Origin of the sequence: Halobacillus litoralis, from assembly GCF_020171725.1 — a bacterium.
Taxonomy (GTDB): Bacteria; Bacillota; Bacilli; order Bacillales; family Halobacillaceae; genus Halobacillus; species Halobacillus litoralis_F.
Genome location: NZ_JAIVAJ010000006.1, coordinates 258,188 through 282,168, shown reverse-complemented (window position 1 = coordinate 282,168; position 23,981 = coordinate 258,188). Strand labels below are relative to the sequence as shown.

23 protein-coding genes are annotated in these 23,981 nt (G+C 38.9%); all 23 read right to left on the bottom strand.

Features of this window, described 5'->3' with window-relative positions; genetic code table 11:
- Positions 1–74: 74 nt before the first annotated feature.
- The 23 genes from galU to LCM20_RS13275 all read right to left on the bottom strand — a co-directional run bounded on the left by galU (position 75) and on the right by LCM20_RS13275 (position 23,858).
- Positions 75–956 carry a UTP--glucose-1-phosphate uridylyltransferase GalU gene (gene galU / locus LCM20_RS13385; RefSeq protein WP_225195981.1) on the bottom strand — a complete coding sequence of 294 codons (882 nt, stop codon included), beginning with the start codon at positions 954–956 and terminating at the stop codon, positions 75–77.
- Positions 957–1,187: 231 nt separating this feature from the next.
- Entirely contained in the window at positions 1,188–1,643 is a 456-nt protein-coding gene (locus LCM20_RS13380) for a hypothetical protein (protein ID WP_225195980.1), read from the bottom strand.
- A gap of 545 nt (positions 1,644–2,188) precedes the next feature.
- Positions 2,189–3,293, bottom strand: a protein-coding gene (prfB, locus tag LCM20_RS13375; RefSeq protein WP_225195979.1) for a peptide chain release factor 2 whose coding sequence is annotated in 2 segments (ribosomal slippage) — positions 2,189–3,220 and positions 3,222–3,293 — 1,104 coding nt in all. Because the reading frame shifts where the segments join, the coding sequence is not laid out codon by codon here.
- Between the two features lie 85 nt (positions 3,294–3,378).
- Positions 3,379–5,892 (bottom strand): preprotein translocase subunit SecA, encoded by a 2,514-nt coding sequence (secA, locus tag LCM20_RS13370; protein WP_225195978.1) that lies wholly within the window; start codon positions 5,890–5,892, stop codon positions 3,379–3,381.
- A gap of 113 nt (positions 5,893–6,005) precedes the next feature.
- Complete coding sequence (locus LCM20_RS13365; RefSeq protein WP_225195977.1) at positions 6,006–6,194, bottom strand: hypothetical protein; 189 nt, start codon at positions 6,192–6,194, stop codon at positions 6,006–6,008.
- Positions 6,195–6,462: 268 nt separating this feature from the next.
- Complete coding sequence (gene hpf, locus LCM20_RS13360; protein ID WP_225195976.1) at positions 6,463–7,023, bottom strand: ribosome hibernation-promoting factor, HPF/YfiA family; 561 nt, start codon at positions 7,021–7,023, stop codon at positions 6,463–6,465.
- A gap of 135 nt (positions 7,024–7,158) precedes the next feature.
- Positions 7,159–8,490: a GSCFA domain-containing protein gene (locus LCM20_RS13355; protein WP_225195975.1), complete on the bottom strand. Its 1,332-nt coding sequence runs from the start codon at positions 8,488–8,490 to the stop codon at positions 7,159–7,161.
- Positions 8,491–8,702: 212 nt separating this feature from the next.
- Positions 8,703–9,740 carry a pseudaminic acid synthase gene (pseI, locus tag LCM20_RS13350; RefSeq protein WP_225195974.1) on the bottom strand — a complete coding sequence of 346 codons (1,038 nt, stop codon included), beginning with the start codon at positions 9,738–9,740 and terminating at the stop codon, positions 8,703–8,705.
- Positions 9,741–9,778: 38 nt separating this feature from the next.
- Entirely contained in the window at positions 9,779–10,993 is a 1,215-nt protein-coding gene (locus tag LCM20_RS13345; RefSeq protein WP_225195973.1) for an ATP-grasp domain-containing protein, read from the bottom strand.
- Positions 10,994–11,014: 21 nt separating this feature from the next.
- Positions 11,015–11,752 (bottom strand): phosphosulfolactate synthase, encoded by a 738-nt coding sequence (locus tag LCM20_RS13340; RefSeq protein WP_225195972.1) that lies wholly within the window; start codon positions 11,750–11,752, stop codon positions 11,015–11,017.
- A complete protein-coding gene (locus LCM20_RS13335) occupies positions 11,749–12,450 on the bottom strand; it encodes a 2-phosphosulfolactate phosphatase (protein ID WP_225195971.1) in 702 nt (233 codons plus the stop codon). Before LCM20_RS13335 ends, LCM20_RS13340 begins: the two co-directional genes overlap by 4 nt.
- 77 nt (positions 12,451–12,527) lie before the next feature.
- Entirely contained in the window at positions 12,528–13,571 is a 1,044-nt protein-coding gene (pseG, locus tag LCM20_RS13330) for a UDP-2,4-diacetamido-2,4,6-trideoxy-beta-L-altropyranose hydrolase (protein ID WP_225195970.1), read from the bottom strand.
- Positions 13,572–13,575: 4 nt separating this feature from the next.
- Positions 13,576–14,304 (bottom strand): cytidylyltransferase domain-containing protein, encoded by a 729-nt coding sequence (locus LCM20_RS13325; RefSeq protein ID WP_225195969.1) that lies wholly within the window; start codon positions 14,302–14,304, stop codon positions 13,576–13,578.
- Positions 14,305–14,329: 25 nt separating this feature from the next.
- Positions 14,330–15,499 (bottom strand): UDP-4-amino-4,6-dideoxy-N-acetyl-beta-L-altrosamine transaminase, encoded by a 1,170-nt coding sequence (pseC, locus tag LCM20_RS13320; RefSeq protein WP_225195968.1) that lies wholly within the window; start codon positions 15,497–15,499, stop codon positions 14,330–14,332.
- Positions 15,500–15,505: 6 nt separating this feature from the next.
- Positions 15,506–16,495: a UDP-N-acetylglucosamine 4,6-dehydratase (inverting) gene (gene pseB, locus LCM20_RS13315; RefSeq protein WP_225195967.1), complete on the bottom strand. Its 990-nt coding sequence runs from the start codon at positions 16,493–16,495 to the stop codon at positions 15,506–15,508.
- A 333-nt stretch (positions 16,496–16,828) separates the two neighbouring features.
- Positions 16,829–17,182, bottom strand: coding sequence for a flagellar protein FliT (locus tag LCM20_RS13310; RefSeq protein WP_225195966.1), 354 nt, complete (start codon positions 17,180–17,182; stop codon positions 16,829–16,831).
- Entirely contained in the window at positions 17,182–17,571 is a 390-nt protein-coding gene (fliS, locus tag LCM20_RS13305; RefSeq protein ID WP_225195965.1) for a flagellar export chaperone FliS, read from the bottom strand. Before fliS ends, LCM20_RS13310 begins: the two co-directional genes overlap by 1 nt.
- A gap of 22 nt (positions 17,572–17,593) precedes the next feature.
- A complete protein-coding gene (locus tag LCM20_RS13300) occupies positions 17,594–19,063 on the bottom strand; it encodes a flagellar hook-associated protein 2 (RefSeq protein WP_225195964.1) in 1,470 nt (489 codons plus the stop codon).
- A 12-nt stretch (positions 19,064–19,075) separates the two neighbouring features.
- The gene (gene flaG / locus LCM20_RS13295; protein ID WP_225195963.1) at positions 19,076–19,450 is read right to left on the bottom strand and encodes a flagellar protein FlaG; all 375 of its coding nucleotides are present in this window, start codon (positions 19,448–19,450) and stop codon (positions 19,076–19,078) included.
- A gap of 130 nt (positions 19,451–19,580) precedes the next feature.
- Positions 19,581–20,792, bottom strand: coding sequence for a motility associated factor glycosyltransferase family protein (locus LCM20_RS13290; RefSeq protein WP_225195962.1), 1,212 nt, complete (start codon positions 20,790–20,792; stop codon positions 19,581–19,583).
- Positions 20,793–20,839: 47 nt separating this feature from the next.
- Positions 20,840–21,187 carry a hypothetical protein gene (locus LCM20_RS13285; protein WP_225195961.1) on the bottom strand — a complete coding sequence of 116 codons (348 nt, stop codon included), beginning with the start codon at positions 21,185–21,187 and terminating at the stop codon, positions 20,840–20,842.
- A complete protein-coding gene (locus tag LCM20_RS13280; RefSeq protein WP_225195960.1) occupies positions 21,168–22,970 on the bottom strand; it encodes a motility associated factor glycosyltransferase family protein in 1,803 nt (600 codons plus the stop codon). The genes LCM20_RS13285 and LCM20_RS13280 overlap by 20 nt, the downstream gene beginning before the upstream one ends.
- Before the next feature lie 63 nt (positions 22,971–23,033).
- The gene (locus LCM20_RS13275) at positions 23,034–23,858 is read right to left on the bottom strand and encodes a flagellin (RefSeq protein ID WP_225195959.1); all 825 of its coding nucleotides are present in this window, start codon (positions 23,856–23,858) and stop codon (positions 23,034–23,036) included.
- Between the last annotated feature and the right edge of the window lie 123 nt (positions 23,859–23,981).

Here is a 23,981-nt window from a genome sequence, read left to right as displayed (position 1 = left end):
CTCTTTATTCTTCAGAAATGGTTCTGATCAACGGTCTCACAACGTTTTTTGCTCACAAAAAAACAGCGGATTTGTTACCGCTGCTTTTTCTTCTCATCCTGTATCATGTCTTCCATCAAATGAAGCACTTCGCTGCGCATGGAATCGCGCTCGAGTGCAAGGGCGATGGTCGTTTTAATAAAGCCGAGCTGATCGCCGACGTCATAACGGTCCCCTTCGAACTCATAGCCATAAACGGGCTGCTTACTATTCAATCGTTCAATCGCATCCGTCAGCTGGATCTCTCCACCCGCTCCGACGTCCTGCGTACCAAGCAAATCCATGATCTCCGGCGTGAACACGTAGCGTCCGATAATCGCCAAATTCGACGGCGCTTCTTCGACGGGAGGCTTCTCTACAAAGTGCTCCACTTCATAACGGCGCTTCACCTGATTCTTCGGTGCGATGATGCCGTATCGATTCGTCTCTTCCTCTGGAACCTGCTTCACACCGATGACCGAAGAGTTCGTTTCTTCGTACTGGTTCATCAACTGCTTCAGGCAAGGCTCATCTGAACGCACGATGTCATCCCCAAGTAAAACAGCAAACGGCTCGTCCCCGATGAATTTGCGCGCACACCACACCGCATGGCCGAGCCCGCGTGGTTCTTTTTGACGGATATAGTGAATATCCACCTGCGCCGATTCCTTCACCTGATCGAGAAGCTCGAACTTCCCTTTTTTATAAAGATTGTCCTCAAGCTCAAACGCGTGGTCGAAATGATCCTCAATCGCCCGCTTGCCCTTCCCTGTCACGATGATGATGTCCTCAATCCCCGATTCGATCGCCTCTTCCACGATATACTGAATCGTCGGCTTATCCACGATTGGCAGCATCTCTTTCGGCATCGCCTTCGTCGCCGGCAGGAAACGCGTCCCAAGTCCCGCCGCCGGAATAATCGCCTTCTTCAATTTCATCCCATCCACCGCCTTTTCGTTAATATGTAAGTACCTCTATCTTAGCAAAAATCCCAAAAAAGAGACAGCGCTTCACCTGTTGGCATTAGTCTTCCATGAAGGGAAGTCGATATGTAGAAGAGTAAATACTCCATTGACTCCCAGCCTTAGCCACCACCTAAACCAGAAAGGTTCATGCACCTTGAATTCCATAACCATCAGTTAAACGTTCGTCAAAACAACGGGCACCGTTCAGACTACTTCTTCTTCCTCCCTTTCGATAACCCTCAACTCTGTTTTATACTCCAGCTCTTTTTTTAAGAAGTTGAAGTCTGCTTCCGAAAGCTGATCAGGATAAATTTCCTCATTATCATCGCCTTCTATACCTATTGAGAAAACACCTTTCACTTTCGATAGCTTTGATATATCTTCATAAGCAATTTTTCTACGCGGGTCCATGACTCCTCTATGGAGCATCATATACTCTTCATATATCCTCACATAATCCCTTTGCGGCATATTTATGTAGTAAAAGACGCGGAAAATAGAAATTCCTATTGTAAAAATCGCGGCATAAACAAGCACTGCACCGACCTCGTTATTGATATACAACAAGAAACCAATAATAACGATCTGACTGATTACTTCAAGGAGTGAAAGGTTTACTTTCTTTTTCCACCGGTCAATCGGCGCGTATTTTAAAATCATACAACTCCCTCCCATTACGACTTCTCCTTTTCTATACGAACAACTCCGCTAAAAAGTTCCAAATATGCACAATAAACAAGTAAGCACCCTACAATGAAATTGCAATTAACCTACCCTCTACTTGAGAGTTCAATTTCAAGATAAACAGTTAACCCACCACGTTTTGAGTAGGTTCGGTTCGTACTACCTAATAACGTGGGGACGGTTCTATCGTTTGTGCTTTACTGAGCAAACGAGAGTACCGTCCCCATGTATGACAAGAATGATTCCGTGAACATTTGAGCCAAGCGCACTAATGGTGATTTCAAAAAGGAATAGAGTGAGGTTCTGGACCCACTATTGTCATAAAGTGGGGTGGGAAATGGCGAGACTCCTGTGGGAACAATAGGTCAGGTGAGACCCCGCAGTGACCGAAGGGAACGAGGAGACTCAGCGCCGCCCACGGAAAGCGAGTTATTTCCCACCCCACGCACCACTCCACTTCATCCAGAACCTTCTCCATGACAGAAAAAAATCCACCATACAAAACGTATGGTGGATCAACATTATGCGTCCATTTGAGAACGAAGGTATGAGTTGATGAAACGGTCTAGATCTCCGTCCATAACCCCTTGCGTATTCCCGATTTCCGTATTCGTACGGTGGTCCTTCACCATAGAATAAGGGTGGAAGACGTAAGAACGGATCTGACTTCCCCATCCGATCTCCTTCTGCTCTCCACGAATCTCATCAAGCTCCTGCTGCTGACGCTCAATCTCAAGCTGATAAAGCTTCGATTTCAACATCTTCATTGCCTGGTCGCGGTTCTTAATTTGAGAACGCTCCGACTGACACGTCACAACCGTGTTCGTCGGAAGGTGCGTAATACGAACGGCCGAATCCGTCGTGTTGACGTGCTGACCACCAGCACCACTGGAACGGTACGTATCGATCTTCAAATCTTCCGTACGCACATCGATTTCAACCTCATCGTTGAACTCAGGCATCACTTCACACGACACGAATGACGTGTGACGACGACCAGACGAATCGAACGGTGAAATACGCACGAGACGGTGCACGCCTTTTTCTGCCTTCAAATAACCGTAAGCGTTATGCCCCTTGATCAGAAGCGTCACACTTTTCACGCCGGCCTCTTCACCCGGAAGATAGTCCATCGTTTCAACCTTGAAACCACGGCGCTCAGCCCAGCGCGTATACATACGAAGCAGCATGCTCGCCCAGTCCTGTGATTCCGTTCCACCAGCACCAGGGTGCAGCTCAAGAATCGCATTGTTCTTGTCATACGGCTCGCTCAGAAGGATGTTCAGCTCATACTCATCCAGACCCTTACGCAGCGCCTGCACTTCCTGCACAAGGTCCTCAAGCAGTTCCTCGTCCTCTTCCTCTTTCACAAGCTCATACGACACCTCAAGGTTTTCATGCGTTTCCTCGTGCTCCTCAAGCGTGTGCACAAGCCCCTTCAATCCGTTCACTTCATCAATGACCTTCTGCGCCGTCTGCTGGTCATCCCAGAATCCAGGCATCGTCATTTCTTCCTCTAGTTCAGCAATGCGGGTCTTCTTATGATCGACGTCAAAGAGACCCCCTGAAGTCCGCTAAACGATTAGCTGTATTGTCGAGTTCATGGCGAATTTCTGCCATATCCATATGAATCGCTCCTTCAAATCTTTTGTATGTTGAACCACTAAAAACAAGGGAAGACACCCTCTAAAATGAGAGTGCCTGACATCCCTTATTTTCCGTGGCAATTCTTATATTTCTTCCCGCTTCCGCAAGGACAAGGATCATTACGACCCACCGTATCCTTTTTCACGAAAGGCGATTTCTTCTTCGGTTCCTTATTCTCACTGCCACCAGACACAGCCTTCGCTCCCTGCGCAACCTCTTGACGCTGCAGGTTGTTACGGATCTGAGCCTTCATGACATAACGAGACACTTCCTCATCAATGTTCGCAATCATCGCCTCGAACATACGGAAGCCTTCAAAGTTGTACTCACGAAGCGGATCGTTCTGACCATACGCACGCAAGTGAATACCCTGACGCAGCTGATCCATCTGGTCGATGTGATCCATCCACTTCTGGTCCACCGTACGAAGAAGGATAACCTTCTCGAACTCACGCATCTGCTCAGGCGTCAGCTCCTCTTCCTTCTCATCGTAACGCGCCTTCACTTTTTCCAAGATCAGCTCCTGCATCTCCTCAGGCTCTTTGCCCTTCAGATCAGCTTCCTTAAGATCCTCTTCTTGTAAAAGGTTCGCGCGCATGTAATCGACGATGGCTTTGAGCTCCCAGTTTTCCTCTTCCTCATCGGATGTGTGTGCGGCCACTGTCGTTTGGACAGTACGCTCGATCATTTGTTCAATGATATCACGCAAGTTATCAGACGTTAAAACGTCGTAACGCTGCTTGTAGATGACCTCACGCTGTTGACGCAGTACATCATCATAGGAAAGAATCGTCTTACGCGCATCGAAGTTGTTACCCTCCACACGCTTCTGAGCAGATTCAACCGCACGGGAGATCATTTTACTTTCGATCGGCTGAGAATCATCCATACCGAGGCGATCCATCATGCTTCTGATGTTGTCGGATGCGAAGCGGCGCATCAATTCGTCCTCTGTCGCCAAGTAGAACTGGGACATACCCGGGTCCCCTTGACGTCCAGAACGACCACGCAGCTGGTTATCAATACGGCGTGATTCGTGACGTTCTGTACCGATGACGGCTAGTCCGCCAAGCTCTTTGACACCATCGCCAAGCTTGATGTCTGTACCACGACCGGCCATGTTCGTCGCAATCGTCACCGCGCCTTTTTGACCCGCGTTTTCAATGATTTCCGCCTCACGGAAGTGGTTCTTCGCGTTCAGGACGTTATGCTTTACGCCCGCTTTCGTCAAGTAACGGGAGATGATTTCAGACGTCTCAACCGCTACCGTACCGACAAGCACAGGCTGTCCTTTTTCATAACGCTCTTTAATATCTTCAACAACGGCACGGAACTTCCCGTCCATCGTCTTGTACACAAGGTCCGCCTTGTCATCACGAACGATTTCGCGGTTCGTCGGGATGACGACAACGCGCATGTTGTAGATGTTCAGGAATTCCTCTTCCTCGGTCTTCGCCGTACCCGTCATACCAGACAGCTTGTCGTACATACGGAACAAGTTCTGGAATGTGATTGAGGCAAGCGTCATGCTCTCGTTCTGGATCTCAAGGCCTTCTTTCGCCTCGATCGCCTGGTGAAGTCCGTCACTGTAACGACGACCTTTCATCAAACGTCCTGTGAACTGGTCGACGATGACCACTTCACCTTCATCCACGACATAATCCGTGTCGCGGTGCATCGACGTGTGAGCCTTCAATGCCTGGTTGATATGGTGAATCAACGATACGTTAGAAAGGTCGAACAAGTTCTCAATCTTGAAGAAGCTCTCCGCTTTGTTGATTCCCTCTTCTGTAAGCTGCACATTCTTCGTTTTTTCATCGTACGTAAAGTCCTCTTCATTCGATAGAAGACGGACAAACGAGTTCGCGGACTGATACAAATCGGCAGACTTCGAAGCCGTACCGGAAATGATCAGCGGTGTACGCGCCTCATCAATCAGAATCGAGTCGACCTCATCAATGATGGCAAAGTGAAGCGGTCGCTGCACCATCTGCTCTTTGTACAACACCATGTTGTCACGCAGGTAGTCGAAACCGAACTCATTGTTCGTACCATATGTGATATCAGCACTGTACGCTTCACGTTTTTCATCTTTGGACATGCCGTTCTGGTTCAATCCGACCGTCATTCCAAGGAATTGGAAAAGCTCGCCCATCTCTGTTGAGTCACGGCTCGCCAAATAGTCGTTGACCGTGATGATATGGACGCCTTCGCCCGTAAGAGCGTTCAAGTAAGCCGGCATCGTGGAAGCAAGGGTTTTACCTTCACCGGTTTTCATCTCGGCAATGTTCCCCTCATGAAGGGTAATCGCACCCAGAAGCTGCACGGTGAACGGACGCATACCCAGTACACGTTTCGAACCTTCACGCACAACCGCATACGCTTCTGGAAGTAAATCATCTAAGGATTCGCCATTTTGATAGCGTTCTTTAAATTCATCTGTCTTTTGGCGCAGTTCATCGTCTGACAGCTTCTCGAAATCTGATTCGAGCGCATCGATGTCTTCTGCGATTTTTTCCAGTCGTTTCAGCTGACGAGAGTTACCGTCGCCGAATATTTTTTTTAACGTTCCAAGCATATGGAAACATCTCCTCTGTTGATTTCAAAATCACGAATACAATGCTATAGTCCATTACTTATCATAACACTAAGCAAAGTCCTCTCGCAATTGAAACTGGAGGAATGTGGGGGTTACGAAGATGTAGAAAAAGGCTGGGGTTGTTCACGAAGAATCTGATGCTCGACACCCATCTGTCTCTTATGTAAATCAACAACTTTCTGATTCGTCGACGCAATGATCTGAACGAGCTGAGCAATGGTTTCCTCCTGCTGCTTCAGACGCTCGTACACATAGTGACAATTGTGGCACTTACCGTCCATGCATTCACCTCCTTAGAACCTTTTTACCATGAATCGATAGAAGTCGACAAAAACGTAAAAATGGATTTTCACAGTGCGAGGAGAGGCGAAAATTGAATTTTCTTCTGGAGAAACTTCCTTTTTGAATGCGGGTGGGACCAAGGAAATACAATCTTGGTAGTTGGCTGCCAGGAAAACCGTACGAAGCGAAATGTAGACTCATGCCTGAAAACCTTCCCTTCAACATCAAAAAACCACCCCTGCCGAAGCAGGGATGGTTCTGTGGTAATCAGGTTTCAATTAAACCGTAACGACCGTCACGGCGTTTGTAAACGATGTTCGTTTCATCCGTATTCGCATTCGTGAATACGAAGAAGTTGTGACCCAGCATGTCCATTTGTAACGCCGCTTCTTCACTGTCCATAGGTTTCAGATCAAAGCGTTTCGTTTTCACAATCTGAACATCGAAATCACTATCTGTTTCAGGTTCAGTAGCTTGTTGAGCTTCGCGCTCTAACTCTGCAAATACATACTTCGGAGCACCTTCTTGACGGAACTTACGATTCACTTTAGTCTTGTGCTTGCGAATCTGACGCTCCAATTTATCAACCACAAGGTCAATGGCAGCGTATAGATCAGAGTTGTGTTCCTCCGCACGAAGAAGTAGGTTCTTCATCGGGATTGTAACCTCGATCGTCTGCTCATCATTATAGACACTTAAGTTAACATGCACCTCAGAAGATGGCGGAGTATCAAAGTAGCGTTCGAGCTTCCCTACCTTTTTCTCCACGTATTCTTTAATAGAATCAGTCACTTCTAAGTTCTCACCGCGAATGGTGTATTGTAGCATAAGAAGTGTCCTCCTTTCATCCTTATGTGATATATATTCTATCATACCACGGGCGATTCCTGCATAAACTTTCGAAATATTTTGTCATAATATAGTGGAAATTATTGCATATAGATGAATGGACTAGAACCATCACTAAATTTGTCTAGTTTGAAATTTTGAGTTATTAACCTTACTATAACAATAATACTCTTCAAAAAATTCCATTATGTTATTTACCGTGTCTGATTTAACATGGCGCATATCCTCAGTGTAAGGTTCCTTTTCAAGTTGAGTTACAATTTCATAAGATGGAAAATAACTTACACTATTCGAGTGATTAGCAACGAAATCACTAATCACACATCTAAGCATTGACTTGTTCTCTGAATTTGCTATTATACTATTCTTTTTTTGGAATGTTGCATTTAAAGGGACAGGTGACAAACTTATGATTATTTTTCCTGAAGGGTTCATTTTTTTAAATAAAGAATATATTTCTTCTAAATTATCCAAGTTTTCACCATAAGTTGTTTTCTTCCACTTATGCTTTTCCGGATCAAAAACTTCTGTAGGCGGAATTTGAGAATATACATAACCATCATCTGAATTGTACCAAACTTCAGGCTGACCGACAGTAAGTATTAAAAAGTCACATTTTGAGAACACCTCTGTAACATTTTTTTTGTGCTGTTCCAACTCTAACTCCATTTTATCAAAGCTTTCCCAGGCAATACTTCTTCGATAAGGATCTTTGAGTATAGAAGCCCCATCTTTTTCAAATTCCCACACTACATCTTTAGGATCAAATTGCCCATAAGCTCTTTTTAATTCTTGCAACATCGAATATGTGTTGAAAACTTTGTGGTAGGCTGCTGAACCAGCATAACCTGCTTGGCCTTTCACACTCTCCATGTAATGGTAACCATTAAACTTCAACCAATTTTTAATTTCTGTTGCGAAACAACTTCCCATCGAGGCAATCTTCGATGACTTTTTTATCTCAAAATCACTTGGAGATTCAGGAGAGTGTAAAAAACCTTGTGAGAAATTTTCAGTCTTAGGATAAAACCTAAAAGGCTCATCTTCCAATGATAGTATATCATCGCTATTATTATTCTTAACTTTATAAGGATATGAAAGACTGATACTATTACTTAAAGGACCGCATATTCGGTTCAAGTCAATAAACTCCACTCCAAGTTTTTGTCCCCACTCTATACAAACCTCTTTGGAAGATTTCAGGCTTTGGATATTGACGAGCACATAGTCTGGCTGCAAAAGTTCAATACTCTCAGGGTAATAAATTTTCACCCCTCCCATACTATACCCATTCTTTAATGTTGAAATATCCGCTAAACCAATGATGTTTTCCATGGCATCACTTGATAAATACTCCAATAATTCTTCTGTTATATCCCCAGCACCATACAAAACAACCTTACTGTTAGAAGCATACTTTTCTACTTCATCAATTCTTTTTTTCATCTAAACCCTCCAAATTAATGACAAAGGATGTCTTAAATAGAATCGGTTAATCTGAAATTTTCTAAGGGGAAGTATGTAGATTGACGATAGCTCTAATTATACAAAAGCTGTCCCCTTATTAATACAATCATAAATTCGCGCTTTGTCTTTAACTTTCCATACATATTAACTATATGCATGGAACACAAAAGACAAAATGAATTCCCTTTCCTTCAGATTAAGTCCCAGGACAATGGGGTACCTTTTTTATAATCACTTTTAAATGTTCTGCCCATGACTACAGACTTATATTTAGGGGGCAGACCGAGTCCCGGTCTTATTGACTTAACATTGTCCTCGGTAATTTCCTCTCCTTCAACTACATCTCTAGATATATATAATGACCGCCTTCTTTTCTTTGCTTGTTCTTCTTTAATGGTCGCCCCATAACTAATTGTACCTAAAGAAGACCAAGCTCTCTTGACCTCAGTTACTAGATCTCTCATCTCAATAGGATCCAAAGAAAAAGCTGAATCCACACCTTCTCGATCACCAGGTAGTTTTAAGTGTTTCTCAATTACTTTCGCTCCTAAAGCTACACTAGCAACAGCAACACCAATCCCTAAAGTATGATCTGATAATCCAATATTACAATTTTGGAAAAGGTCTTTCATGTGAGGAATTGTTCTTATATTACTATCTTCAGCCCTGGCTGGATAAGATGTTGTACATTTCAATATAGTTATGTCTTCACAACCGTTCTTACTCGCAACCTCAACTGCTTCCCATAATTCGGCAACTGTAGCCATTCCACTAGATATTATTAAAGGTTTACCTGTTTGGGCCACTTTCTTGATCAAAGGTATATCTATATTTTCAAAGGAAGCAATTTTATAACAAGGAACGTCTAAACTTTCAAGAAATTCAACTGAACTATTATCAAAAGGCGAGCTGAAGGCATACATTCCAAGCTGTTCGCATCTCTTAAAAATAGGTTCATGCCATTCCCATGGAGTGAACGACTTATGATATAATTCATACAGTGAATAACCGCTCCATAGATTTTCCGGATTGTTAATCTTAAATTCATTCTCTTTCAAGTCTAAAGTCATAGTATCTGGAGTATAAGTCTGCAATTTAACAGCGTCCACGCCAGCCTCTGAAGCCAAATCAACCAATTCTAAAGCTTTAGAAAGCGACTGATTATGATTGCCAGACAGCTCCGCAACAACTAGTGGCTCTTCTCTATATTTTATATTAAACTTATTCATTCTCTACCCTCTCCTTCTCTTGAATTGTCATTATTCACTTATTCAGTTTCAAAGCTCAATACACTGAATGCCTTCTCACTGTTATCGCTGACGTCAGTTAAACTTTCCCCGACAACTGTATAGTAATAATAACGATCACTAGATGTTTGTAGTTCTCTTATTTCATCTTTCTCTAAGTAATAATCGTGATCAATTATACCAACTAACTGATCTAAATCATTCATCCCTTTAGCTTCTTTGACTAATCCTGTTTTGAGCGGACCAGGGTCAGCTGTTAGGAATTGTATAATTACTGCATTGAATGCTTCATTGCTTGCCGAATGTCTATCAGTACGTATGACATTCCCAGCTACTAAGTCAAGTTGAATATCCACTAAATTAAATCCTGTTGCATACTTAAAGATATCTTTCATCTGGCCACCAGGTATCCGTTCACCTATCTCAACAACTTTCGGACCAGAGTTTGTAACCATAATTTGAGGGTATAGTATTCCTGTATCCACTTCTAATAAATCAATAATCTTGTTACACATATTCATGATTTCAATGTATGTCTTATACGAGATTTGACTAGGGTACACGTGTTTCAAAGCTATCCCAAATGCTTCTGGTTTAGTGACTCTGTCTGAGATAGTAAGAAATTTAATCTCCTTATTTTGGACCACAAGTATTACATTTACCTCAAAACCTTCCATGAACTCTTCAATTACAATATTGCTTTCAGATGACTTTTTCAAAGCCGTTTCCACAGCTGATAACAGTTCTCTCTCACTATTTACTTTAGAAATACCCACTTGTCCTGCTGCATCAGAAGGTTTAACCACTAAGGGGAAACTTAAATTCTCACTATTCAGAACACCAGAGATACCTTTTACTGAATTCAGAGTATAATATATTGGGCTTGATATCCCTCCTTTATAAAAAAGGTTTCTCATATAACTTTTACTAACACTTGCTTCAACACTTTTATCACTTGGGCCTTTCAAATTTAGTAGGTCACACACTTCCCTTACACTTCTCATTGGTGTCTCAGTAATCATATATGTGATGGCATCAATATTTTTTTCAAGCGCCAGCTTTGAAATTCTAACATTATCTTTTGTACTGATATTGTGATGCTCATCTGCAAAGTCGAACCCTATTGCACTGGGATCTCCATCTACAGCAATCACGTAATAACCTCTTGCTTTAGATTTAATGATAATTTCAAGTTGTTCTTTACCCGCTCCCACAATCATAACTTTAAAAGTCAATTTCAAACCTCCTCCGTAAAACTATAATAATGTATCTGACCTGAGACCAAACCTTAAGGTTTCCAAAGATATTAAATCATCAAATGATACATTCGCTAAGTTTACTTCACAACCAAACTTTTTAATAAAGTAGACCTGCAAGTCCTTATTTGGTGCCTCAAATATTAATTTGTCTTTACTTATTTCGCTAATCACTTCTATTACATCTTCTTTAATTTCCCCAGAGCTATTGCAAATACCTGATTGACCACTTTCTCTAGTCTCCGTAATAACTTTTATTGCTCCAGCTTCTATGTCTTGTCTAATAAAACTTAACCACTCTTTAGTCGTCATAACTTCAGACCTAACTTCATCTTTATATCCAACTTCACTGAAAACTTTAAACTTCTTTGAGAATTCACTTATATAGTGGCTTTTTTCTGAATTACTTAAATTAATTGTACCGTTTGATATTTCTACAAATTCACAACCTTTATCTAAGCAATAATTGATGTAGTCTTCCACACTTTTTTCTAGCACACTTTTTTCAAAGAGTGTTCCTCCGAAAAAGTATTTCACATTATGTTTTCTTAAAATATCGATTTTTTCATCAATGTTTGGCGAGACTATTGAGGTTCCCCAACCAAACTTCACAAAATCCACTAAACTACTCTGACTTTCTATAACATCTTGAAAATATCTAGTTGGCAACCCCTTATCAATCAGGATGTTTTCCCCACGTTTGTTTGCACTTTCTGTATGTGAAAAAAAATTATTCATTTAAAGTCAAACCTCTCAACTACTGGATATCTACCATTTTTATTAACTTTCATCACAAAATTATTATTAAATTCTTTGAGACAAAGATGTATATCCTCTTCGTCAAAGTCTTTATTACTTGGATCATAAAACTTTTGAACTGCTTCTGCCGTTTGAATACTATTTTTCACTTCACTTAAACAAACCTTTTGATTCTCGGTAAGTAAACCTTTAAGGTATTTCGCACAAGCCAAGTCTTCATTACTTGTAGGGTGCGAAGCAATTATATTTATCCTAGAATCCTCAATATCAATCTCTTTTAAATACTGTGCTATATTTTGCAAATCAACTAATCCTGCTACTAAAACCTCTTTAGCCTCCAAGCAATTTAATGTTGCTTTTACACCGTTCGTAGTTCTGAGGACTAGATTTTTCCCTTGTAATAAAGAGTTAGATTTTATAATCTCTCTTGGAGAATTCCCCAAATCGAACCCCTCGATTTTATAACCATTAACTTCACCAGCTAATATTAGGTCCCTACTTGCTGATTTTAGGTTCAGACATTCATTAATTTCATTAACTAGAATGATTTTATTAATACCCTTCATGAACGCAAAATTACACACTGTAAATGCTCTTACAACATCAATTATTATGTTAAAGTCCGCGGGCTTTAAAAGATTATCTCCATAAAAGCCTTGTGTTATTTTAATCTCCATATGAATACCTCGTTTATAAGATGCTTCTATTACGATGACCTTATTTTCCCTTTTGATAAAATGGTTGAAAGGAATAATTAATGAATCTCTTTAACCTTCTCTAATATTCTTTCGTTGCCTTTCCCATCGATTAAATCCTTTCCATTCTTACTCATAAGCTTTCGCTTGCTAAAACTATTAATTAACTCAATAAATGTGTCCTGAAATATATCAAAAGAAAACTCGCTTATGTTCCCAAGAAAGTTTGTCGCTCCATACACCTTATCTATAATAATTGCAGACTTTTGATTATCGACAATATTGTAACTGATTGAAGGTACACCAAAGTAGCAAATTTCAGTTAATGAAGTCCCTCCAGCGGTTATTATTAAATCAGCCCAGATGTACATCTCGCTTATTTCTGAGGAGCCATATACTATCTCCACATCATTAAATGCGCGTGAAAATTCGTCTAAAGAAAATGATTTTAAATTGCTTGGTCCAACCAATACTTTTACACTTAGATTACTTAAATTCATTAAAGTGAGAGCATTTAATATAATGCTAGTAGCATCAACAGGATCACTACCACCAAAAGTTATTAAAATCTTCCTAGCATGAGGGTTAACTCTATAGGCTTTTGATTGGATAAACTCTTGCCTTAGCGGAGTGTAATCAGGACCTAACAATAGCTTTGTATTTTCTGTGGTCCTCCCCCTGTAATCAATATTTTTATAGTTTAAGCTTTTATTCACCAATAAATCAGCTATATAAAAATTGGAAATACCAAGATCATCAACTATCATAATTTTAAACTTGACTTTGACAAAAGTGCTGTAAAAAAAACTTTTAAATTCGTAACCATCTACAATTAACCAGTCGGAATTAGTTGCTTCCATAAATTCTCTTGTTAATTCACCGTCAGTCTCACTTCCAACCTTATCTAAGCTAAGTATATGTGCATAAAAACCTTTCTCCTCTAAAAGATCCAAAATATAGACGGGCAACTCTTTTGTCAAAAATACAACTTCAGCAGAATAGTATAGTTTCCAATGTTCTGCGATAGCAAGACACCTCATTACATGACCAATTCCTACCTTTGAGTTACCATCAACCCTTATAACTATCTTTTCTTGTAACAAATAGTCACCCTCTTTTTTGTTCCACATGTACATTAAGTTCATATATCTCTTTGTTGCAATTTAAGAATTTAATCACATCATAAAGATCAAAATTATTTTTAATTGGATAAAGTGATTCGATTACATTTTTCACAAGCAAAAAATCTTCGTAAGTGTCTACTGTCCAACGATGATTACTTAGGTCTTGATCATTTTCGAAACCCAGTACTTTATAGTTGTTCTCATAAATATATTTGGTAACGTGTTCACGATCAAGCGGTTTCGAAGCAAGTTCAAAAGCTTCTTTCAAAGTTTTCACTGAGAATACGGAGACATCTAATCCACGTGGAAAGGTTCTTTTCACAGTATTCGATACTAGGTTGAATTGTTCCCTGTTTTTTTTGTAACTTTCTACTACTTTATCGACAACTTGAGGGTCAATCAACGGACAATCTGAAGTAATTCTAATTATATGATCTGCCTCAACTTCTATTGATGTACAGTAGTACCGCGAAAGCACATCATCTTCCGAACCACGAAATACTCTGTATCCATTCTCTTTACAAAAGCTAACAATTACATCATCTGCAGGATTATTTGTGGTAGCAACAACTATTTCATCAACAGATTCGCAATAGCCCAGCCTTTCCAATTGGTATTCTAGTAGAGGTTTCCCGAGGACTTCTTTCATTATTTTCCCAGGAAGTCTTGTGGAAGACATTCTCGCTTGAATAATTACGCAATATTTTTCCATATCAGGTACCCCCAATCATTAAATGCTAGTTTGCTCGCATGTATTTGCTAATAATCTTCATGAAAACTTCGCAGATTTTTGAGACTTGATCATTAGTCATAGAAGGATATAAAGGTAGTGTTATAATACTTTCATAAAATTGATCTGTAGCGGGATGCAATTTATAATCGTAACCTAAAGATTGATAATAGGGATGCTTATAAACAGGTATATAATGTACGTTAACATTGATTTTTTCTTCTAATAGAAGTTCTACAATCTTTTTACGACTAACGACTAATTTATTAAGTTCTAATCTTACAACATATAAGTGCCAGCTTGAACTTTCAATTGCATCTATATTAAGTGGTTTTATTACTCCAATATTTTTAAACTTTCCGTTATAATATTTCACTATTTCCCTGCGTTTTTGAATAAAGAAATCAAGTTTTTTCAGTTGACTTGACCCTAACGCTGCTTGAATATCCGTCATGCGGTAATTATATCCTAAGAATTGCATCTCATAGTACCAAGGCCCATCAATCTGGTTTACTAAACCTTGAGGGTCTCGAGTAACACCATGAGAACGGAACTGTTGTAAGGTTTGAAAATATTTTTTGTTGTTTGTAGTTATAACTCCGCCTTCACCGGTGGTGATATTTTTTACGGGGTGGAAGCTAAACATTGTCATATCACTAATTGAACCAATCTTCTTCTTTTTATATAGAGCTCCCAAAGCATGAGCGGCATCTTCTATGACTATCAGATTATAACGTTGAGCAATATCTAGTATTTCATCCATTTCAGTCGGTCGCCCCGTATAGTGAACTGGTATAATTGCCTTAGTCTTATCAGTAATACATTCTTCGATAGAAGCAGGGTTTATATTTCCATTATTAGGATTAATCTCTGCAAACTTAGGTGTTGCACCTTGATAAATCACACAATTTGCCGATGCTGCAAAGGTCATTGAAGAAGTAACAACTTCATCTCCTGCTTTAATTCCTGCTGCAAAACATGCCGCATGGAGAGCCGCAGTTCCGCTAGAAAAAGCAACTGCATATTTTGATCCAACATAGTCTGCCATGTCCTGCTCGAATCTTTCAACTGCTGGTCCCGTAGTCAAATAATCGCTCTTTAGAATTTTTATTACTTCTTCTATGTCATCATTATCCACCCATTGTCTACCATATGGTATGTTTCTATTAAGATCCATGAGTAATCACCATTTTCGTGTTTTGTCTTCAATAAGTTCCTTCAACTGTCCTACTGACAGCCATTGGTTATTCAAATTGCTCACGTAACTAAAACCCTCCTCTAAAGGTCTCCCTACTTGAGAAGAATCTTTCTTCCACCAGGAAAATTCCGGTTGAATAACATAGTGATTTTCATAATCTAGCGTTCTTCTAGCATCGTCCTCTGTAATCATTGCCTCATGTAATTTCTCGCCAGGTCTGATACCTATGACTTTTATTTCACAATCTGGAGCAATTGCTTCAGCAAGATCTGTCACCCTCATACTAGGAATTTTGGGAACAAAAATTTCCCCACCACTCATCCTGTCTAGACTACTTATAACAAATTGAACCCCCTGATCAAGAGTAATCCAAAACCTTGTCATTCTTTCATCAGTGATAGGAATTTCCTTTGCCCCAGACTCTTTTAAATGCTTAAAAAATGGTACTACACTCCCTCTGCTCCCCACTACATTTCCATATCGCACAACTGAAAATCGTGTGTCTTTATCTCCTGCATACGAGTTTGCAGCTACAAACAATTTATCGGAAGCTAATTTAGTTGCTCCATATAGATTAATGGGACTAGCAGCTTTATCTGTGCTAAGTGCTATGACCCTCTTAACTCCACGGTCAATAGATGCTTCGACAATATTTTGAGCACCATGAATATTTGTTTTAACGGCTTCAAAAGGGTTATATTCACAAGCTTCTACATGCTTTAAGGCAGCAGCATGAATAACAACATCAACACCGTCGAAAGCTCTATACAAACGCTCTTTGTCACGTACATCTCCTATGAAGAATCTAATACGAGGGTCACTGAATTCTTTTGCCATCTCATATTGTTTCAGTTCATCTCTACTAAAAACAATCACTTTTTTTATATCGTATGTAAGAATTTTTTTTATGAATTTCTTCCCGAAGGATCCTGTTCCACCGGTTATCAATATTGACTTTCCTGAAAGACTGAACATGAAGTAAACCTCGTTTCTCTAATTGATAATGTTGTATTTTTTATGTCGGCTTAAATAGACTATACTTCAAATGAATTAGAATAAATTGATTAAAAAGGTCTAGTAGTTGTAGTACTAGGGACCAACTGAAAGAATGAGTTAATAAACAAAGCCTCTGTATATAGTCTACTACAGCATGGAGAAATTCAAAAAGTAAAAAATGTAAGTATATAAGGACTTTTGCATTGAATTTCTATCTTTAATAGCTGTTTATAAACCTTAGATAGCTCGGTAATAGTATGTTCTCGAAAACCAAAAAACACCCCAATAGGGTGTTTTTTATTAGTAAACCAATCATTTTTTATGATCCATGTAAACACCATCATGATTAGCAACGCTTTGATAAGGGTTAGTGTACTGCTGCTTACTTATCTTCTGCTTCTTTAAGAGCTTAAGTTCTTTCTTAAGTTGTGTAAATAAAAGCTCTATTCGTTGATTCATACTTGGCTCAATTTTCAAAACAGATTTCACTAAAGCCTTATCGCTTTCAGAAACTGGATCCGGAAGGGACTTTATCAAGTGTGAGCGTCGATCTAATAAGGACTGTACTTCTTTTAATATTTCTTCCCTGTTATCATTTGTCACTTTTCGATGTAAAACCTCGTTCAGTTCTAGTGTAACTTGGTGAAAGTTCCCCCAATGGTTCATTATGCTCTCTCACCATTTCGATTCCTAGCTTGCCTGTCTATCAAGATAACTTGTTTCCAAGTGTCTCTGAAATCAACAAACAGTTCTTCAACTTCCTTCAATGCTTCAATATCATTTTTTACGTTGGCTTCAATCAAGCGACGATTCATATATTCATATAGTGGTAATACTTCTTTAGAAATTGAGTAATCACGATTCATCGTTACAGTCAGTTCACTGATAACAGCTTGGGCACGTTGAATACTAGTGTTCTTCTTTTCGAACTGTTTTGATTCAATCGATTTCATAGCAGTTTGAATAAACTTGATTCCTCCATTGTACAACATTAATGTAAGTTCCCCAGGTGACGCTGTCTCAACAGAATTGTTTTTATATGCTTCGATTGACATAATTGCTATAGCCCCTTTCCCTTTAACCAAATTGCTGCATTAAATACGCAGATTGAGAATTCATTTGTTGTATCGCTCTTTCCATCTCTCCAAATTGAGCCCAATAACGATCTTCAATCATGCTTAACCTCTCTTGGAAACTATCCATACGATCATTCATGTCCTTTATTTGCCGACCAAGAGTATAACTCTCATCAGTGCTATTAATATTTCCAGCTTTTCGTCTTATGGAATCCCTTGTAGTAGCGATGGTATCTTCAAGCTTCTGGAGAATTCCTTCTCCACCAGAAGCTTCGTTACCCGCAAACAATTCTCTTACTGCTTGTGGATCTTCTTGGAGAGCTTCCTTAAGCTTTACCTCGTCAATTTCAAGTTGTCCGCCATTCTGAAAGTTTATGCCTGTGGAAATGCCAATCTGAGTTAACTGTGTATAAGTTCCACCAGTCTCTACCTCCTGGTACCAACTAAACCTCATATCAGATAAGGTATTTCTGACAATGTTGTCACTTCTTAAAAGACCACTTTTTGCTTTTTCTTCCCATAGTTCAATTTCCTTTTCTTCCATCCCATCCCGCTGTTCTTGTGTTAGTGGGGGAAAGTCCCTATATCGCTTCTCCTTAACTTTATTGTTCAGATTTTCAACAATACTATTGTACTTATCGATAAATTCAGTGATCTTTTTTACTGATTGATCAACATTATTGCTCACGTTTAATGTTGCTGTACCTTGCTTTTGAAATTCGTAATCTACACCGTTCAGAGAATAATTATTATCATCAGATTTTATTGTAATTGCATTATTGTATATAAATTCTGCACCCTGTCCTCCCTGTTCAGTATCCAACTTCAGCGTATTTGTGAGAAATCCTGTATTACCAGAGAAGGAAATCTCATCCCCTCCTTGAAAATCACCAACATTAGTTCTCTCTATCATAACCTGGTCAGAAGATTCATTATAAAATGCTCTAATACCAATACCTGAATCCGTGATTTCTTTCAACAAATCATTTAATGATCCAGTTTCATCAATTGTGAATGTTTCATCACCTTCATGTGTAGTAATAGTAAAAGACCCATTATTCTCCCAATTAGAAAAGTTTGCCTTCTCATTTGATAAAGGTTGTGTAGGATCGATCGATGTACCAGATACCGCTCCAGAACTTACTTTATATGCTGCATTAGCTACTTGTGTCACTTCAATAGAATAAACTCCATTAGAGGCACTAGAATTACCAGTGGCTTTAAGAACAGATTCATCAGATGAAATAACTTCTTTTGGTTCATAGGTCTTAGTGTACTTCATGTCTAACATCATGTTATCGAATTCTAGCAGTTGTTTGTTAACTTCTCTATAGGAGTCTCTTTTCCATTCTGTCCAAGTACGGTCTTGCTCCATTTTATTTAACGGCTGCTTTTCTGCTCGCATTAAATCTTTAACAATGCCATCTATATCCATTCCAGATGCTAATCCACCGATTCTCATATCGCTCATTGGGACACCTCACTAAATCTTATTATCTATAATAATACCTAAGAATTCTTCCATAGCTGCATGATAATCAAGTACCTTTTTGGGAGGTATTTCTCTAACAATATCACCAGATCTCTCATCTATTATACTTACATAATACTCTTCAAGTTCTTCATGGAATTTAAATTTCAAAGATGTTTTTTGTGGATCAATCAATTGGTTGATGCCTTCCACGACTTTCCTAATACGTTCTTCGTATTCTTCTTTTGGCAAATCTTCATTAACCGAAGAGTTGTCAATTTCTCGTCTTAAATTGCTCAAATTTTTTGGAGTTTTTCCTAAGTCATTGACTTCAGAGGCGCTTTTCTTTAAAAGGTGCGATTGTACAATCACTTCTTTCACATCCACCTTGACCAACTCTTTTCCGTGTTTCTTTTTATATCGGACGAAAATGGTAATATTTAATCCCTTAATAATTTCTCCTGAAATAACTCATAATAGAAAAAGACACCCTTTGGGAGAATACAAAGGATGCCCTTTAATTAATATGGAGGTAATCTGATAAGCTACTATGCTTCCATCCATTTATATGTGCCCCGCCCTCTGTACAATTCCAGAGTTCGATTTTTTCTGGTGTAGATCTCCTATAAGCTTCAAACCATTTCAAATAGATAGATAGATTATTTAAGGTTGGAACCAGAGATGTCTTATAGAAATCTTCAACAAGCCTCATATCACTTGTATTCATTTTTTTATATTGATGTGTACCTTCTACATGACTTTTACCACCTGTCACAGCTAAATCTTGTCCAATTAGAGCAACACGTTTTGCTCCCATTTTAACAATAAGGTCCAATAAACTCGTTGCTACTGACCCTCCTGTTCGGACTAAAGGCTCTCCTCTTATACCCGCTTGTTCTTCAGAAGCTTCATACCCTCTCTGCCAAATTATGAACCGATCTCCCTGATAATTTTTTATTGCTTCATGATTGGCAGTTGATAAATAAAATAAAGGAATATGTTCTAGTCGTTTATCCGGTGGGAACTGTTCCGCAATATTTGACTGTGGATCTGAAACCATTACAAGATCAGGTAAAATATTGTGTCCCAAGAGAGGTTTTAAAGCTGTTCCAACAGCGGCTATTACAAGATTATCTTGCTGCTGCAATTTTGCAAGTTGTGGTAACTGCTTAGCGAGCGATGGACCTGCTGACACGAGAATCAATGATTTATCTTGAAAGTCTCCTAAATAAGGATAAAACCCTTTATCTTTAAGGCGTATGTTTTTATGGAAGTTTTCTAAGAGTGAAAGAGATTGATGACGAATCGTTTTTAAAAAAAGCACATAATTTTCCAAGTTATCCTTAAGACTGTTTAAGTGCTCCGGGATGATGCATAATGAAGGGGAATGAATTAAAACCTCTGTCCCTTCTTCTTCCAATAATGGTGTGAATCTTTTACTAATTTCTAGTAAACTATCAGAAACATTTATAGGAATATGATAGGGCACGTCAGAGAGAAGATACTGATCTTTTACCCACTTAACATACTCCGGATTGAAATCCCATACAACGACTGGTAAGTGAGGATACCTTGCTATGAATTTGAGAATATGATGACCTGCTCCTACTCCAACCACAACTACTTTTTTTGTATAATCAGCATTAAAACTCAAACCATCAACCCACCGTTCAGCTTCTCTTGAGGGGTTGAATTTGCTGTGCAGAAGAATCTTTTTGTATCCCTTCATTACTCTCACGGTACCTTCACCATTCCGACAATGTACTAGCTCCCAATTCACTGTGTCACCAATAATTGATCATTCCATTTTTCTAAGACATGTACAATTTCATACTCTAAAAGATCTGAAAGTAGAACATAATCTTTCACTTCGATTGCCCTTAAAGTTTCGGGTAGTATGGAGCTTAGTTCTTCTAAATCTATTTTTGGCAATCCTCCATTCTTTTGGATCCCTGCAATCGCTTGATAAACCCAGTCAATTCCTTCAACAATATTAGGTAGAACTTTAAGGGCTTCAGAGTCTTTATGGGCCTGGAACTTTTCTGCAGTTGACTTTGTGCCTTCTATGAGATTGGGCAAGTAGAACTTTAATGTATTAATGGTTTCAGTTACTATTTCTTTCACATTTTTCAACCCCTTCTGGAAATACCTCGTCTATGAACTCAACCGTAGTATTTATTGCATCATAAATCCCCTTATACAAAGCCTCAGACTTGTTTAATATTCTTTCCAATTGCTGTGCTTCTGACTCTTCTTTTATTTGTCTATATTTGTAATTAATCCTGAAATTTACAGGCATTGTGATAAAATGAAGTATTTTACTTTCTGTATATACATTTACCTTTGAATCTATTTCGTCCAATTCATCTAGTTTGGTTTGTTCTATCAACTTATATTTATCGGTTTTATTCAGAATCTCGATGGCATTTTCGCATAGAGACTTAGCTTCATGCAATTTCATTTTCTCATTTGAAACATTTTTTTCGATTACATCTTTATTACTTTCTATAGTACCTTCTAACTTTTGGAATAATTTATTAAATTCTTGTTCATAGCTTAAGTGGCTAAATTCCCCAACAAAATGTTTAAAGGGTACTTTTTCAAAACCGTCAATAGCGGCTCCGCCTTCAGTGGAATTATAAACAGAACGATTATCACCTTTTATCCTGAAGCTTTTAATCATATTTTCAAAGACTTTCTTCATACTTAAGAATTGATAGTCACTTCTTACTTGACCACCATAGTATCCCTCTACAGAAGTGTATTTCCTCGAATTTTCAAGCTCAATTACCTTCTTATAATTCCGATTCCCCTTTGCATGAGTTTGATCACCTGTGTAAGCAAGATCCTGTCCAATTAGAGTAATAGGTCCAGATGAAATTTTATATGCTACATCTAAAGAAAAGTTTGCAACCGAAGCACCGCCATCTACTGTACCGACCTTTCTACTCGCAATATCTTCCACCCAACTTGTTAGCATATCTTCTTGAGGGTTGAAAGCAACCTTCAATCCTCCATGAGAGGCGGGTATATTCTTATGCACTGCTAAACTGTAAAATAGAGGGATATCATCATAGTCAATTGACTTAAAATGATTCCAATTTGCTTCTCCACCGTCAACAGAAACTATAATATGGGGTTTTATACCTGCTTTGAGTAATGGGTTAATGGTCGACCCCGCTGCTATTATCAGAGCACAGTTACTTTCTCTAACCTCTCTCAAAATGTCTAGTTGTTTTGTCAATGAAGGACCAGAAGAGGCTATAATAACAGGACAATCCAGTTTGCCCTCGTACTCTACAAAGCTTTCAGACTTCCAAATATCTTTAAGGTTATAGAGTAAATTTTTCTGCCATATTTGCGAAAACACTGTCATAGTTGCAATATTCATTGTTGATAAACTTGTACTTTGCTTGATAATTTCTCTTATTGTTTTAATATATTGAGGATATATTTTCTCATAATTAGGAGATATTATGAATTCAGTAAAACCTAGATACCCATTTTCAATCACATATTTAATCTCTCTATCTATCTCAACAAACTCAAAACCGACTAGAATAAACACATTTTTGAGATTTAGTAACTCATCTAAATGCCCCCTATCTCGTAAGCCTTCAAAGAGATCAACATTTGGCTCTATAATAATGAGTAAATCATTTTCAACCATCTGATAAACAAAGTCTTTGGCTATATGAGAATGGCCTATCCCAAATAAGATATGTGCGTAGTTTCTTTTATAGTGATTTTCCACAAATCGATTAGATTCTTTGTCGGGAGCATATGTACTATTTAAATTCAATCCATTTAAAGAAGTTAATAATGTATCTACCTTCGTTTTTTTGAATATAACAGGATATACGGGCACATTCTTGTCCGAATTTTCTATGTAAATAACATTATTCATTTATATATCACCCTCAATAAAGAGGAGAGGCAACCTAACTGGCTGCCTCTCTTCTATTTTTGATTATCTTAGTAACTGTAAGACTCCTTGTGGCTGTTGGTTTGCTTGCGCAAGCATAGCTTGTGAAGCTTGTGCCAAAATAGAGTTTTTCGTTTGGTTCATCATTTCTTTTGCCATATCTACATCACGGATACGTGATTCTGCAGCTGTTAGGTTTTCAGCACTAGTATCTAAGTTAGCAATTGTATGCTCTAGACGATTCTGGACAGCACCAAGTTTCGATCGCTCATCAGAAACTTTAGTAAGCGCGCTGTTAATGTTCGTTACAAATGAAGTGAAATCACCGTGAGAAGCAAGTCCAGAAATTACAGCGCTTGTCAAATTAGTAGCTAGTGATTCTGCATCCATTGAATTGATCGTCAACTCGATGACTTGTGATGAATTAGCTCCTACTTGGAAGTTGTAAGTACCTGCTGCAGAAAGTACATTCTGTGTGTTGAACTCTGTATTTGTTGCTATACGATCAATTTCTTTCTTCAACTGAGTCAACTCATCTTTAATAGAATCACGGTCTGCTGTAACGTTTGTATCGTTTGAACCTTGTACAGCAAGTTCACGCATACGCTGTAAAATAGAGTGAGTTTCGTTTAGTGCGCCTTCAGCTGTTTGAATCATAGAAATTCCATCTTGAGAGTTACGAGATGCTTGCTCCAAACCACGAATTTGTCCACGCATTTTTTCGGAAATGGAAAGACCCGCTGCGTCGTCTCCAGCTTTGTTGATTCGAAGACCCGAAGAAAGCTTCTCCATAGAATTTGATTGAGCATTGTTCGCTTGTCCAAGCTGACGGTAAGTGTTTAAGGCAGCGATGTTGTGATTAATACGCATAATTGATATCCTCCTTGATTTTGACTCCCACGTCCTTGTGGGAAACCGAAATGGTTAATACCAGCTTTGATGTCGGCCGACATGTTTGGCATTACACTTATATTATCGGAAGAGTGTTGGTTA